At 69.7% G+C, this 14,648-nt stretch carries 13 protein-coding genes; 4 read left to right on the top strand and 9 right to left on the bottom strand.

Translation table 11 applies throughout. The features are described from left to right. Window positions 1-66: 66 nt before the first annotated feature. The 4 genes from ABGB12_RS07755 to ppdK form a co-directional block, all read right to left on the bottom strand. Window positions 67-1,302: an FAD-dependent oxidoreductase gene (locus tag ABGB12_RS07755; protein ID WP_347675580.1), complete on the bottom strand. Its 1,236-nt coding sequence runs from the start codon at window positions 1,300-1,302 to the stop codon at window positions 67-69. A gap of 92 nt (window positions 1,303-1,394) precedes the next feature. Further along, window positions 1,395-2,606: a deoxyguanosinetriphosphate triphosphohydrolase gene (locus ABGB12_RS07750; protein WP_347675579.1), complete on the bottom strand. Its 1,212-nt coding sequence runs from the start codon at window positions 2,604-2,606 to the stop codon at window positions 1,395-1,397. Window positions 2,607-2,646: 40 nt separating this feature from the next. After that, window positions 2,647-3,339 carry a YdcF family protein gene (locus ABGB12_RS07745; protein ID WP_347675578.1) on the bottom strand — a complete coding sequence of 231 codons (693 nt, stop codon included), beginning with the start codon at window positions 3,337-3,339 and terminating at the stop codon, window positions 2,647-2,649. A gap of 110 nt (window positions 3,340-3,449) precedes the next feature. Then, complete coding sequence (ppdK, locus tag ABGB12_RS07740) at window positions 3,450-6,119, bottom strand: pyruvate, phosphate dikinase (RefSeq protein WP_347675577.1); 2,670 nt, start codon at window positions 6,117-6,119, stop codon at window positions 3,450-3,452. A gap of 216 nt (window positions 6,120-6,335) precedes the next feature. Between ppdK and ABGB12_RS07735 the strand changes: the two genes are divergently transcribed. Both ABGB12_RS07735 and ABGB12_RS07730 read left to right on the top strand, forming a co-directional pair. Further along, window positions 6,336-8,228, top strand: coding sequence for a glycoside hydrolase family 15 protein (locus tag ABGB12_RS07735; protein WP_347675576.1), 1,893 nt, complete (start codon window positions 6,336-6,338; stop codon window positions 8,226-8,228). Window positions 8,229-8,919: 691 nt separating this feature from the next. Further along, on the top strand, window positions 8,920-9,579 hold the full coding sequence (locus ABGB12_RS07730) for a hypothetical protein (RefSeq protein ID WP_347675575.1): 660 nt from the start codon (window positions 8,920-8,922) through the stop codon (window positions 9,577-9,579). Window positions 9,580-9,657: 78 nt separating this feature from the next. Here ABGB12_RS07730 and ABGB12_RS07725 read toward each other — a convergent pair whose 3' ends face one another. Then, window positions 9,658-10,548 (bottom strand): alpha/beta hydrolase, encoded by an 891-nt coding sequence (locus ABGB12_RS07725; protein ID WP_347675574.1) that lies wholly within the window; start codon window positions 10,546-10,548, stop codon window positions 9,658-9,660. A gap of 77 nt (window positions 10,549-10,625) precedes the next feature. Here ABGB12_RS07725 and ABGB12_RS07720 point away from each other — a divergent pair, with 77 nt between their 5' ends. Beyond that, window positions 10,626-11,216: a TetR/AcrR family transcriptional regulator gene (locus ABGB12_RS07720; protein WP_347675573.1), complete on the top strand. Its 591-nt coding sequence runs from the start codon at window positions 10,626-10,628 to the stop codon at window positions 11,214-11,216. Here ABGB12_RS07720 and ABGB12_RS07715 read toward each other — a convergent pair. From ABGB12_RS07715 to ABGB12_RS07700, 4 genes are read right to left on the bottom strand one after another with little or no spacing between them, the layout of a single operon-like run. Next, window positions 11,213-11,605 (bottom strand): transcriptional repressor, encoded by a 393-nt coding sequence (locus ABGB12_RS07715; RefSeq protein WP_347675572.1) that lies wholly within the window; start codon window positions 11,603-11,605, stop codon window positions 11,213-11,215. The two genes, ABGB12_RS07720 and ABGB12_RS07715, sit on opposite strands and share 4 nt — an antisense overlap. Further along, window positions 11,602-12,465 carry a metal ABC transporter permease gene (locus tag ABGB12_RS07710; protein ID WP_347676104.1) on the bottom strand — a complete coding sequence of 288 codons (864 nt, stop codon included), beginning with the start codon at window positions 12,463-12,465 and terminating at the stop codon, window positions 11,602-11,604. Before ABGB12_RS07710 ends, ABGB12_RS07715 begins: the two co-directional genes overlap by 4 nt. Window positions 12,466-12,486: 21 nt before the next feature. Beyond that, the gene (locus ABGB12_RS07705; protein ID WP_347675571.1) at window positions 12,487-13,266 is read right to left on the bottom strand and encodes an ABC transporter ATP-binding protein; all 780 of its coding nucleotides are present in this window, start codon (window positions 13,264-13,266) and stop codon (window positions 12,487-12,489) included. A 15-nt stretch (window positions 13,267-13,281) separates the two neighbouring features. After that, entirely contained in the window at window positions 13,282-14,199 is a 918-nt protein-coding gene (locus ABGB12_RS07700) for a metal ABC transporter substrate-binding protein (protein ID WP_347675570.1), read from the bottom strand. Between the two features lie 88 nt (window positions 14,200-14,287). Here ABGB12_RS07700 and ABGB12_RS07695 point away from each other — a divergent pair, with 88 nt between their 5' ends. Beyond that, window positions 14,288-14,575, top strand: a complete 288-nt coding sequence (locus tag ABGB12_RS07695; protein WP_347675569.1) for an antibiotic biosynthesis monooxygenase — start codon at window positions 14,288-14,290, stop codon at window positions 14,573-14,575. The last annotated feature ends 73 nt before the right edge of the window (window positions 14,576-14,648 follow it).

Below are 14,648 nucleotides of genomic sequence, written 5' to 3'. Positions count from 1 at the left end.
ACATCACCCTCCATGCCTTCACCAGCACCTGGGAGACCTCCGTCCCCGCCCCCTGACGCCTCCCGGTCAGCCCGCGATGAGCCCGGCCAGCGGGCGGCGCGGCTCCGACAGGGCGTCCGGGTCGACCGGGGTGCCGGAGCGGATGAGGAACTGGAGGATGTCGGTGACCTCCCAGGTGTTGACGCTCATCGCGGCCACGAGATGGTCGCCCGACAGCCAGAAGACCAGGTAGGCGCCGGACGAGACGTCGCCCCGGACCACGACGCGGTCGTAGGAGCCGGGGTCGGCGTGGCCGGAGAACTCCATGCTGAGCTCGTACTGGTCGGTGAAGTAGTAGGGGATCCGGTCGTAGGAGACGTTGCGGCCGAGCATCGAGCGGGCGGCGGCCGACCCGCTGCCCAGGGCGTTGGCCCAGTGCTCGACGCGCAGATGGCGGCGGTACAGCGGGTGGTAGAAGCAGGCGACGTCCCCCGCGGCGAAGATCCGCGGGTCCTCGGTGCGCAGGGCCGAGTCGACGACCACCCCGTTGTCGGTCCTGAGCCCGGCGGCGCGGGCCAGCCCGTCCTCCGGGACGACCCCGACGGCGAGGACCACCAGGTCGGCGGGCAGTTCCACGCCGCGCGAGGTCAGGACGTGGTCGACCGAGCCCTCGCCCCGGATCGCGAACAGGCCGTCCTCGAAGACGCACTCCACGCCCTTGCTCCGGTGCAGGTCGGCGAAGATCTTTCCCGCCTCCGGGCCGAGCGGGCAGTACAGCGGGGTCGCCTCGGCCTCCACGAGGGTGACGCGGTTGCCGTACTGGCGGGCCGCGGCGGCGACCTCCAGGCCGATCCAGCCGGCCCCCACCACGACCACCCTCCGGTCCCCGCCGCGCAGCAGGCCGTGCAGGGCCCGGGCGTCGGCGAGGGTCCGCAGGGTGCGCACGCCGTCCAGGGCCGTGCCGGGCACCCGCAGCCGCCGGGGCGAGGACCCCGTGGCCAGCAGCAGCCGGTCGTACCGCAGCTCGCTGCCGTCCGCCAGGCTCACCTTGCGGGCCTCGCGGTCCAGCGCCGTGGCGGCGGTGTCGGTCAGCAGGGTGATGTCACGGTCCCGGTACCAGGACTCCTCGTGGAGGTAGACCGACTCCGGATCAGCCTGCCCGAGCAGCACCTTCTTGCTCAGCGGCGGCCGCTCGTAGGGGCGTTCGGGCTCCTTGCCGACCAGCAGGACGCCGCCGGTGAACCCCTCCTCCCGAAGGGTCTCCGCGGCCTTCGCGCCGGCCGGCCCGGCGCCGATGATCACATGGGATTCGAGCGCGGCCATGAGGACCTCCCCGTCCGTCCGTGCGCGCCTTCCTTCTCCTTCTTATGACCCCTTACCGGCGGTGTCCAATCGCCCCGGGAGGAACCGGCCTGTCAACGCGTGAGACGGGAGTGCCAGGCCAGGGCGCTGATGTCGGTGAGCGAGGCGACCTGGTCGACCACCACCCGCAGGCGGGCCGGGGCGTCGGCGGCGTCGGCGTAGGCCCAGCGGAACATCGGGTCGAGGGTCTCGGGCGCGCCCGCCGCGATCGCCCCGGCCAGCTCGGCGATCACCTCGCGCTGGCGGGCCCGGCTGTGCTCGTAGCTGACCCACACGTAGTGCGCGGTGATCGCCTTGAGCAGCGCCACCTCCTGGCGCACCGGGACGGGGACGATCAGGTCGGCCGCGTACCGGGTCAGCGGCCCCGGCCCGTAGGCCTCGCGGGTGGCCTCCTCGGCGCCCAGGCAGAACCTGCCGATCAGCCAGCTGGTGAGGTTCTTCAGCGCCGCGTAGCTGCTGGCGGTGTTGTCGATCATCCGGGGCCAGAACGGCTGGGCCAGCAGGACCCCGAAGCGCTCCTCCAGCTCGGCCACGTCGGCGGGCCCGTACATCTTGGCGGCCACCTCGCACACGTCGCGGCGCAGCATCGGGTCGGCCAGCATGCCGAGATCGACCGTGCCGGTGACCAGGGCGTCCTCCAGGTCGTGGACGGAGTAGGCCACGTCGTCGGACCAGTCCATGACCTGGGCCTCGAAGCAGGCGCGGCCCACCGGGGCGTCCCGCCTGATCCACAGCGCCACTTCGAGATCATCGTCGTAGACGCCGTATTTGGCCGGGTTCTCCCGCTTGCGCCAGGGGTACTTCATGGTCGCGTCGAGCGCGGCCCGGGTGAGGTTCAGCCCGACGCTGCGGCCGTCGGAGGCGAACGACTTGTGCTCCAAGCGGGTGAGCAGCCGCAGGCTCTGGGCGTTGCCCTCGAACCCGCCGCACTCGGCGGCGAAGAGGTCCAGCGCCTTCTCGCCGTTGTGGCCGAACGGCGGGTGCCCCAGGTCGTGCGCCAGGCAGGCGGTCTCCACCAGGTCCGGATCGCAGCCCAGGGACTTGCCGAGCTCCCGGCCGACCTGGCCGCACTCCAGGGAGTGGGTCAGCCGGGTGCGCTGGAAGTCGTTCTGGCCGGGGTCGCCGACCTGCGTCTTGGACGAGAGCCTGCGCAGGGCCGCGCTGTGCAGCACCCGGGCTCGGTCCCGCTCGAAGGCCGTCCGGTCACGGCGCTTGGGCGGTTCGTCCGCCCAGCGTTCGATGTCCTGTGAGGAGTAGCCGTTCATCTCCAGAGGATAGGACTCCCAAGTGACACTCGTGTGACTTTCACATCGTGTGTCGGCTACGGCCGAGCAACACGTAGTAGAGATACCCGCCCGTCTCCCTGACGATCGACTGGAACTGGGTGTCCCTCGTCTGCACGCTGGGCCCGCTGCGGGTGGGCGAGGAGACGGCGTCGATCCCGTTGTCCTGCGCCATCTTGTTCGACCGCAGGCTGTGCCACGGGTCGGTGACGACGATGCCGCTCCGCCAGCCCCGCTCCCGGTAGACCCCGCCGACGGCGATCATGCTCTGCAGAGTGTCCCGCCCGGTCTCCACCGCCACGATGTCCTCGGCCCGCGCGCCCAGCTCGACGAGGAATTTCCGTCCCGCGGCGGCTTCGGTGACCCGGTCCCCCTCCTGCTTCCCGCCCACGGTGACGATCTTCGGCGCGGCGCCCTCCCGGTAGAGCTCGAAGGCGTGCCGCAGCCGGTACTCGAAGTAGGGCGAGGGCCGCCCGTCGTACTGCGCCGCCCCCAGCACGATGATCGCGTCCGAGTGCGGCCGGTGGTCCTGCCTGGCCTCGTACCAGACCCGCCACCCCACGACCAGCGGGGTGAGCACGACCACCGCGATCACCACGAACAGAAACCGCCCCGTCCACACCAGCGGACGCGGCAGACGCCGTCTCCTCTTCCCGTCCTCCCGGCGCTCCGCCCCCTCTTCCTCGCGTCCGTCCCGGGTCTGCGGCCCATCCATCTCCGTCACCATCGTGGCACTCACACTAGGTGAGACGGACTCGGAGATCAGCGGGTTCGGCCCGACGCGCGATATGACTTGCGCCGGGCCGAACCCCCCTCAGACCGGGGTCAGCGGCTGTCGCTCCCGTCGGTCTCCACCGCGGCACGGCCCGCCTCCAGGCGGGCCACCGGTACTCGGAAGGGCGAGCAGGACACGTAGTCCAGCCCCACCTCGTGGAAGAAGTGCACCGACTCGGGGTCGCCGCCGTGCTCGCCGCAGACGCCCAGCTTGATGTCCGGACGGGTCTTGCGGCCCTCCTCGACGGCGATCTTCACCAGGCGGCCCACCCCGTCGCGGTCCAGCGTCTCGAACGGGGAGACGCCGAAGACGCCCAGCTCCAGGTAGCGGCTGAAGAACGAGGCCTCCACGTCGTCGCGGGAGAAGCCCCATGTCGTCTGGGTGAGGTCGTTGGTGCCGAAGGAGAAGAACTCCGCGCCCTCGGCGATCTGCCCGGCGGTCAGCGCCGCCCGCGGCAGCTCGATCATGGTGCCGATCAGCGCCTTCACCTCGCCGCCCACCGACTGCAGGACCTGTTCGGCCTCTTCCCTGGCGTGTTCGAGTTCCTGAATCGAGCCCACCAGGGGGATCATGATCTCAGGACGGGGGTCACCCCCCTCGGACAGCCGCTGGGCCGCCGCCTCCGCGATGGCCCGCACCTGCATCGCGAACAGGCCGGGAATCACCAGACCCAGCCTCACCCCACGCAGACCGAGCATAGGGTTCTGTTCGTGGAGGCGGTGGACCGCCTCCAGCAACTGACGGTCCTTGTCGGACGCGTCGGCCCCTGCGAGGGCCACCTTGACCGAAAGCTCCGTCAGATCCGGGAGGAACTCGTGCAGCGGCGGGTCGATCAGCCGGATCGTGACGGGCAGCCCGTCCATAGCCTTGAGGATGCCGTGGAAGTCCTGCTTCTGCAGCGGTGCGAGCGCCTCCAGGGCCGCCTCGCGCTCGGCGTCGGAGGTGGCCAGGATCAGGTCCTCCACCAGCTGCCGCCGGTCGCCGAGGAACATGTGCTCGGTGCGGCACAGGCCGATGCCCGTGGCGCCGAAGCGGCGCGCCCGCCCGGCGTCCTCGGGGGTGTCGGCGTTGGCCCGCACCGACAGGCGGGCCGCGGTGTCGGCGTGCGCCATCAGCCGGTCCACCGACTGGACCAGCTCGTCGCCGTCCGCGGCGGCCAGCTCGCCCTCGAAGTACCGCACCACCGGGGAGGCGCTGACGGGGACCTCGCCCAGGTAGACGGCGCCGGTGGTGCCGTCGATGGAGAGGACGTCACCCTCCTGCACGACCACCTCGCCGGCCTTCAGGCGCCGGGCCTTGACGTCGACGTCGAGCTCCTCCGCGCCGCAGACGCAGGTCTTGCCCATGCCGCGGGCGACGACGGCGGCGTGCGAGGTCTTGCCGCCGCGCGAGGTGAGGATGCCCTGGGCGGCGATCATGCCGGTGAGGTCGTCGGGGTTGGTCTCCCTGCGCACCAGGATCACCTTCTCGCCCCTGGCCGCGGCCTCCACCGCGGCCTCGGACGAGAACACGGCCTTGCCGACGGCCGCGCCCGGCGAGGCGTTCATGCCCTTGGCGATCTGCGTCTTGGGCGCGTCGGCGTCGAAGCGGGGGAACATCAGCTGGGCGAGCTGGTCGCCGTTGACCCGGTGGATCGCCTCGTCCAGGTCGATCAGGCCCTGGTCGGCGAGCTGGCAGGCGATGCGGAACGCCGCGGCGGCGGTGCGCTTGCCCACCCGGGTCTGCAGCATCCACAGCTTGCCGCGCTCGACCGTGAACTCGATGTCGCACAGGTCGAGGTAGTGGTTCTCCAGCGTCTCCATGATCGACAGCAGCTGGTCGTAGACCGGCTTGTTGATCTGCTCGAGGTCCGCGAGCGGGACGGTGTTGCGGATGCCCGCCACGACGTCCTCGCCCTGGGCGTTCTGCAGGTAGTCGCCGTAGACGCCCTGCTGGCCGCTGGCGGGGTCGCGGGTGAAGGCCACACCGGTGCCGGAGTCCATGCCCAGGTTTCCGAAGACCATGGAGCACACGTTCACCGCGGTGCCCAGGTCGGCGGGGATGCGCTCCTGGCGGCGGTAGAGGATGGCGCGGTCGGAGTTCCAGGAGTCGAAGACCGCCTTGATCGCCAGGTCCATCTGCTCGCGCGGGTCGGTCGGGAACTCCCGGCCGGTCCGCTCGCGCACGATGCCCTTGAAGGTGCCGACCAGCTTCTGGAAGTCGGCCGCGGTCAGGTCCAGGTCGTCGGTGGTGCCCTTGGCGTGCTTGAGCTCCTCGAGGGCGTCCTCGAACAGCTCGCCGTCCACGCCCAGGACGGTCTTGCCGAACATCTGGATCAGGCGGCGGTAGGAATCCCAGGCGAAGCGCTCGTTGCCGGCCTGGGCGGCGAGGCCCAGCACGGACTCGTCGTTCAGCCCGATGTTCAGGACGGTGTCCATCATGCCGGGCATCGAAAATTTGGCACCGGAACGTACGCTGACCAGGAGCGGGTCGTCCGCCTGGCCGAGCCGTTTGCCCATGGTGCCCTCGAGCGCGGTGAGGTGCTCGGTGATCTCCTCCGCCAGACCGGTGGGCACGGCGCCCTCGGTCAGGTAGTGGCGGCACGCCTGCGTGGTGATGGTGAACCCCGGAGGTACCGGAAGCCCCAGATTCGTCATCTCGGAAAGATTTGCACCTTTTCCGCCCAGCAGATCTTTGAGGTCTTTGTTGCCTTCTGTGAAGTCGTAAACGAACTTCGGCACGGCCAGCTCCCTTCCACCCTTTGGGCGTGGACTGTACCCGTTGCCCAGTTCAGGCCCCGTCGCCCCATTCAACCAGAGAGCAAACTCGCTGGTCAGGGTGGGTTCCGTGGTCTATTCCAATAGTCTTGTTCCAATAACTTTGCGTTCTTTTCACACTGGATTGGAGCGTGCTAGCCCGTGAAAACCGGGGAAGCAAGGTACGAGGGGGGTGAGGCCGTGCGTCGTCGTGGGGCCCTGGGGCCTGGCAGCGAGCCTTTCGCGCCCATCGCGGACTTCGGATTCCTCTCCGACTGCGAGACAACGGCGCTGATGGCGCCGAACGGGAACGTGGAGTGGCTCTGCCTGCCGTCGATGGACTCGCCGAGCGTCTTCGGTTCACTTCTGGACCGTGACGCCGGTTATTTCCGCATAGGGCCGGCGGGCGTCGAAGTGCCCGCCGCCCAGCGGTACATCCCCGGGACCATGGTGATGGAGACCACCTGGTGGACCAGGGGCGGCTGGCTGGTGGTGACGGACGCCCTGCTCATGGGCCCCTGGCACCATGAAACGGAACGGTCCCAGTCCTACCGGCGCGCGCCCACGGACTACGACGCCGACCACGTCCTGCTGCGGATCGTCAAGTGCGTCAACGGCAACGTCCAGGTCCGCATGGACTGCATGCCGGTGTTCGACTACGGCCGCCACCCCGCCCTGTGGGAGTACACCGGGCAGGGCTACCACCAGGCGGTGGCCTCCGGAGGCGGGCTCGACCTGCACCTCACCACCGACATGAACGTCGGCTTCGAGGGGTCGCTGGCCACCAGCCGGACCCTGCTGAAGGAGGGCGAGTCCCGGTTCGTGGCGCTGTCGTGGAGCACCCACGGCGCCCCGCAGAACCTCAAGGAGGCGCAGAAGCGCCTGCGCTGGACCATCCACCACTGGCAGCACTGGCTGGACCGGGGCGACTTCCCCGACCACCCCTGGCGGTCCTACCTCCAGCGCAGCGCCCTCACCCTCAAGGGGCTGACCTACGCCAACACCGGCGCGGTGGCCGCGGCGGCGACGACCTCGCTGCCCGAGGCCCCCGGCGGGGACCGCAACTGGGACTACCGCTACACCTGGATCCGCGACTCCACGATGACGCTGTGGGCGTTCTACACCCTCGGCTACGACTGGGAGGCCAACGACTTCTTCCACTTCATCACCGATGTGGCGGAGGAGTCCGACGGCAGGCTCCAGATCATGTACGGGATAGACGGCAGATCCGAGCTTCCGGAGTCCACGCTCGACCATCTGGGCGGCTACGACAACGCCAGACCGGTCCGGATCGGCAACGGCGCCTACACCCAGGCCCAGCACGACGTCTGGGGCGCGATCATCAGCTCGATCTACCTGTTCGTGCGCAAGCGCGACCGGCTGGACGACAGGCTGTGGAAGATCGTGGTCACCCAGGTCGAGGAGGCGCTGCTGCACTGGCGCGAGCCCGACTGCGGCATGTGGGAGGTGCGCGGCGCGCCCCAGCACTTCACCTCCTCCAAGGTGTTCTGCTGGCTGGCCGCCGACCGCGGCGCCCGGCTGGCCCGGCTGCGCGGGGCCGACGAGACGGGCCGCGCCGAGCGCTGGCAGGCGGCGGCCGACGCGATCCGCGACGACGTGCTGGCCAACGCGGTGGACGAGCGGGGCGTGTTCACCGCCCACTACGGCTCCAAGTCGCTGGACGCCTCGGTCCTGCTGATCCCGCTGCTGGGCTTCCTGCCCGCGGAGGACAAGCGGGTCCGCGAGACGGTGCTGGCGATCGCCGAGGAGCTCACCGAGGACGACCTGGTGCTGCGCTACCGCGCGGAGGAGACCGACGACGGGTTCGCCTCCGAGGAGGGGACCTTCACCATCTGCTCGTTCTGGCTGGTGTCGGCGCTGGTGACCATCGGCGAGACCGAACGCGCCAAGACCCTCTGCCACAAGCTGTTGTCGTACGCCTCGCACCTGCATCTGTACGCCGAGGAGATCGACGCGCACACCGGCCGCCACCTGGGCAATTTCCCCCAGGCCTTCACCCATCTGGCGCTGATCAACGCCGTGATGCAGGTCATCGGGATCGAGCGCGGCCAGCGCCTGTTCCCCTTCACCTGATCGGCTGAGAGCGGGTGCTCGGGGTCATGGCGACGGTCTTCCGTCGCCATGACCCTCACTTTTCTCCTGGAACATGAAGTTAAAACCACGTAACGTGTGTCACATTCTGGCCAAACACCCGTTTGCTTACTTATATTGACGACCTCCTGGTCACTGCTTACCTTCACTGTGACATCAACCACAGTGAACGGATTGTCAATGTCCATCGCCAAGCGTCTTGCGGCCATCACCGGCCTCACGACCGTGGCTACGCTCGCCCTGGCCTCACCATGGTCGGCTTCCGGGTGAGCGCTCTGGTGGACATCTTCGGCGGCATCACCTGCGACTACGGAGGCACTCTCACCGCCGGCCCCTGACCTCCCGGACGGCCGCGATGAGGCCGTGAAAGGGAGCAGGCCTGTCTCCGCCCACCCGACATGGGCGGAGGCAGGCCTGCCGCGTTCCAGAGTAGACGAAAAGGTGATCTTCCCCCCACCCTCCTTTCGCCATCGCACCGTCTTTCACCAGGCCAGGAAGTGTCATATGTCACAAACCGGCCACCGAGAGCGACGGAGCGCCATTTCAACAGCGAGTGACAACCAAGTGATGTGTGTCACAAACCGGCCATGCGCGACGGCCATCGAGATGTTGACGCTTCATCAGTACCTGCTTACCTTCGCGGTGGCATTGAAATCAGACAAAGGAGCTGTAAATGCCACACACCAGGCAACTGCTGGCGCTCACGGGGGCCGCGGCCCTCACCCTCACCGCGATGGGCGCCCCCGCGTACGCCGCCGGTACCGAGATCCACCGGACGGACACCAGCCCCCACTCCCTCTACTCCGGCAACGTCAAGGCCAACCTGATCGAGGATCTGGTGGTCAACGGAGGCGGCACCACCACCTGCACCTCGGCGACCCTCCTCGGCAACGTCGACTCCGACGGCGACCCGCTGAACATCACCTCCGCCACGGTCGGCGGCTGCTCGGGCATCGCGTCGTCGATCACCTTCCTCCTGCCGTGGAGCGGCACCGTCACCCGCACCACCGGAACCGTCCACGACGGGACCGTCACCCTCAACGGCTTCAAAGTGCAGGCGACGGTGACCATCTTCGGCATCAACGTCAGCTGCACCTACGGCGGCACCGCCTCGGCGAAGGGGTACAACGCGGCCAACATCAACCGCCCGGTCACGACCAACAACCAGGCCCAGGTCGACATGACCGGCATCACGATCACCAAGTCCTCCGGCAGCTTCCTCTGCCCGGGCAGCGCCACCATCCAGCAAGGCGCTTTCGAACTCCTGGGTGAGAGCTCCACCCCGGGCACCTACAACGTGCCCCTCGAGGTGGTGAGCCCCGGCGAGCCCTAGACCGGTCGAGGGCACCGCGTGAGGCGGGCCCGTCTCCGCCCATTGGAGCTGGGCGGAGACGGGCCCGCTGTGATCAGGTTAACCGCAGGACCGCGCTCGACCCCCCTGTTCCACCGCCTTCACGTGCCGGTCGATCCGATCCACGAGGAGGCCCCAGTCCTCGGCCACGCCGGGGGCGTGGCCCACTCCCGGGAGCAGTTCCCACCGGGCGCCGGGGATCTGCTCGGCTATCGCGCGGACGGCCGAGGCCCTGACGAGGGGGTCGAGTTCGCCGTGCAGGGCCAGGGTGGGTGCCTTGATGCCGGAGATCCCGCCCGGGGGAAGATCGAACCTGCGCGCGAAGAGCTGGCGCTGGCGGGCGTGCGGGTCCGGCGGACGGCGGTCGTAGGACTCGGCGGCCCTCTTCGCCCCCCATTCCTCGTCGTACCTGCCCGGAGCCGCGGCCATCCGGGTGACGTGCACGAGCATGCGGATCTGTTCGTCCCGGGAGTCCCCGAAACGTTTGAACGCGTGCCTGAACGGGCCGGGGAAGCGCATGTGACGCACCGACGCGACGAAGAGGTTCTTGCGCATGGGCAGGGCGCCCATGGTGATGAGGGCGCGGACGCGGTCGGGGTGCAGCAGCGCCGTGAGCTGGGCGATCCCACCGCCCATGGACAGGCCGAACAGGTGGGCCGAACTCCAGCCCAGTTCGTCCTGGAGGGCGACCAGATCGTCGATGAACGCCCTGGCCGAGTAGGCGGGCCTGCTGCCGGGCCCGAAGTGCGTGGACAGCCCGGCGTCGCGGTTGTCGTAGCGGACGACGTCGAACCCCCGGTCGGCCAGGGCGCGGCAGAGGAAGTCCTCGTCGTACCAGACCATCTGGCCGTCCAGCCCGCCGACCAGGACCAGCGGCTCGCCCCCCGGCTTTCCGAATCTCTCGTAAGCGATCTCCACGTCCCCGTTGCGGGCCTTCCTGATGGTCTCCACGAGCACCTCCTCGTTTTACAATGCATCTGCATGGTAACAAACGACGCAATGCATCCGCATTGCCAAAGGAGGCGGGTTTGCCCAAGCAGGTCGACCACGAGGAGCGGCGGCGGCACCTCGCCGGGGCCGTGCTGCACCTGATCGGCGCCCGGGGCCTGGAGGCGGCCACCCTGCGGGCGGTGGCCGCCGAGGCGGGGGTGTCCATGGGGGCGGTCCAGCACTACTTCAAGACCAAGGACGAGATGGTCCTGTTCGCGATGGAGCACAACCAGCACCTGCTGGCGGCCCGCGTCCGCAAGCGCTTCGCCGAACCGCCGGGCTCGGCCCGGGAGTGGTTCCGGCGGGTCATCCAGGAGATGCTGCCGACGAGCGAGGAGAGCCGCGCCGGAGCCCGGCTGTACGCGGCGCTGCAGGCCAGGGCCGTGGTCGATCCGGCGATGGCCTCGCTGGCCGTCCACGCCATCGAGGGGGCGACCGCGTTCTACCGCGCCCGACTGGAGGACGTGCGGCAGGAGGGAGGACTCCCCGCGGACCTGGACGTGGACCGGGAGGCCCGGAGCCTGTACAGCACGGTGTCAGGGCTGGTCGCGCCGCTCCTGTTCGGCGCCTGCACCGAGGAGGAGGCGATGGAGGTGCTGGACGCGCACCTGGACCGTATGTTCGGTTAGCCTCTCCGCGCCTTGGCCGCGCACTCCGGGCAGGTGCCGAAGACCTCGACGGTGTGGGTCATGTCGATGAAGCCGTGTTCGGCGCCCACGGCGTCCGCCCACTTCTCCACCGCGGGCCCCTCCACCTCGACGGTCCGGCCGCAGGAGCGGCAGACGAGATGGTGGTGGTGGTCCTCGGTGGTGCAGGCGCGGTAGACGGCCTCGCCCTCGGCGGTGCGCAGCACGTCGACCTCGCCGGACTCCGACATCGCCTGGAGCGCGCGGTAGACCGTGGTCAGGCCGATCTTCGAGCCCTCCGCGCGAAGCACCGCGTAGATGTCCTGGGCGCTGTGGAATCCCTCGCCGGCGGCCAGGGCGCGGCGTACCGCCTCGCGTCTGGCGGTCGTCATGGTGTCTCCTCACTCACGGCTCCGCCCCCAGACATTACCGGTCCCGCCGGGATCCGGGCGCTCCGGCGCCGCGTCAGGAACCCGCCGGCGGTGGACAGGACGAAGACGGCCAGCGCCACCATGACGATCGCGGGTCCCGGAGAGATGTTCACCTCCCCCGTGCTGAACTGGTACGACCCGGCCAGTCCCCCGACCGCGGCGACCATGCCGAAGATCATCGCCAGCAGCGCCGTCGCCTTGAACCCCCGGGTGAGCTGCTGCGCCGCCGCGACCGGCACCACCATGAGCGCGCTGACCAGCAGCAGCCCCACCACCCGCATCGCCACCACGATGGTGAGCGCGGCGGTGACGGCCAGCATCATGCTGAGGAGGTTCACCCGCAGCCCCGAGGCCCGCGCGACCTCCTCGTCCTGGCACAGGACGAACAGCTCGCGGCCGAACAGCGCCAGGAAGGCCAGCACCGCCAGCACGAGCACCCCGATGACCGTCAGGTCCTGGGCGGAGACGCTGCTGATCGAGCCGAACAGATAGGACAGCAGGCTGGACGTGCTGCCGCCGGGCGCGAAGTTGGTGACCAGCACCCCTCCGGCCAGCCCCCCGTAGAACAGCAGCGCCAGCGCGACGTCCCCGCCGGTGCGGCCGCGGGTGCGCAGCAGCTCGATGCAGATCGCGCCGAGCACCGAGATGACGATCGCGCCGAGCAGCGGCGAGGTGCTGGTGACGAGGCCGAGCGCGACGCCGGTCAGCGCGATGTGGCCGATGCCGTCGCCCAGGAGGGCCAGCCGCCGCTGCACGATGAAGGTGCCGACGGCCGGGGCGGTCAGGCCGATGAGCAGTGCGGCCAGCAGCGCCCGCTGCATGAAGTCGTAGGCGAGCAAGGGTCAGTGCCTTCCCGTCCGGCCCACCAGCGCCCGCCACAACGAGACGGGCTCGGGTTCGGCGTGCGGATGGACGTGGTCGTGGCCGGGCAGGGCGCATGCCCCCGAAGGCGCGGGAGGTTCGCCCCGGTGCACGACCCTCCCCTGCTCCAGCACCACGCTGTGGGTGATGAGCGGCTCCAGCGGCCCGAGTTCGTGCAGGACCAGCACGATCGTCCGGCCCTCTCCGACCAGCGTGGTCAGGGTCTCGGCCAGCGCCCGCTGGTTCTCGGCGTCCACCCCGGCCAGCGGCTCGTCCATGACGAGCACCTCGGGCTCGCCCGCCAGGGCGCGGGCGATGAGCACCCGCTGCTGCTGCCCGCCCGACAGCTGGGACACGCTCTGCCGGGCCAGATGGGCGATGCCCACCGCGTCCATGGCCCGCTCGACGGCGGCCCGGTCGGCCCGGGAGGTGGGCCGGAAGCGGGACTGGCGCGCGATCCGGCCGGAGGAGACGACCTCCCGGACCGTCGCGGGCACTCCTCCGCCGACGCTCAGCCGCTGCGGCACGTATCCGATCCGCGCCCAGTCGCGGAACCTCTCGGAACCGAAGACGGAGCGCCGTCCCGAGGAGAGGGGCACCAGCCCCAGCAGAGCCCGGACCAGGGTGGACTTGCCCGACCCGTTGGGCCCCAGCAGCGCGACGACCTCGCCGGCGCAGATCCGCAGGTCGATCCCGTGCAGGACCTCCCGGCCATCCAGCCTGACATGCCCCTCATGCAGCTCGAAAACGGCATCCATCATGGTTTCCATTGTCACTCAGGAACAGACCAGCGCGGTCTTCAGCGCCTCCAGGTTCCGGCGCTGGACGGACAGGTAGTCGTCCTTCGACCCCTCTTTGACCCCCTCCACCGGGTCGAGGACCGCGGTCTTCACGCCCGCGCCGTCGGCCAGCGTCTGGGCGAGTTTGGGGCTCACCAGGGTCTCGGTGAACACCGTGGTGACTCCGAGGGCCTTGATCTGGTCGCTCAGCTCGGCCATGCGCCGGGGGGACGGCTCGGAGTCGGGGTCGATCCCCGAGATCGCCACCTGCTCGAGCCCGTACCGGTCGGCCAGGTAGGAGAAGGCCGCGTGCGAGGTCACGATGGTGTGCTGCTCGCATTTGGACAGGCCGGTCTTGAACTCGCCGTCCAGCGCGTTGAGCTCTCCGGCGGTCTTGGCCGCGTTCGCCCGGTAGTCCGCGGCGTTGGCGGGGTCGACGGAGGCCAGCTTCTCGCCGATCCCGGTCGCCACCGTGGCCATGCGGGAGGGGTCGAGCCACAGGTGGGGATCGGTCTCGCCCTCGTGCGCCTCCCCTTCCGCCCCCTCGTGTTCGTGCTCTGCGGCGGGGACCAGCGTCACCAGGGAGGCCACGTCCAGGGAGCGGTCGGCCGCGTGCTGGGCGAACGCGTCGTCGACGGCCGGCTGCAGGCCCTTCACGTAGAGGCCGAGCCCGGTCTCGGTGATCTCGGCCACCTGGCGGGGCGACAGTTCCACGTCGTGGGGTTCGGTGCCCGGCTTGGTGAGGACGGTGACCGCGGCGTGCCCGCCGCCGACCCGCTCGGCGAGCCAGGCGACCGGGTAGAAGGAGGCCGTGATCTCCGTCTTCCCGTCCGTCGGGGAGCCGCCGCCCCCGCAGGCCGCGGTGGCCAGCAACGCTACGGACAAAACACCGGAAACCAGGACGCTTCTCTTCATGGCTCCATGATGACGAAAATGAAAATGATTGTCAAAACCGGTAAGATCATCCGTCCCGGGACCGGACCCCGGATGCCAGGATGGCCTTGTGATCGCCATTACCCGCTACCGCGTCCCCCAAGGCCCCGAGGCCGACGACTTCCAGGCCAGGATCGAGCCCGTCCTCGCAGCGCTGGAGTCCTCCGCCGGATTCCGCTACGGCAGGCTCGGCCGCTGCGTGGACGAACCGGATCTGTGGGCGCTGGTCACCGAATGGGAGGGTGCAGGCTACTACCGCCGTGCTTTGGGCGCCTACGAAGTCCGGATGGCTTTCATACCCTTGTCCGCCCTGGCCATCGACGAGCCGGGCGCCTACGAGGTGGTCAAGCCGGGGTAAAGCTTTGAGCAGGCCGTTTACCCGGGCCTCCGTCCGGTGATCAACGCCTCACCCGATCACCGGAAGGACGTCG

The sequence above is a fragment of the Actinocorallia sp. B10E7 genome, from assembly GCF_039871655.1.
Classification (GTDB): Bacteria; Actinomycetota; Actinomycetes; order Streptosporangiales; family Streptosporangiaceae; genus Actinocorallia.
The sequence above is the reverse complement of the archived record's forward strand: the minus strand, read 5'-3'. Positions and strand labels throughout refer to the sequence as shown.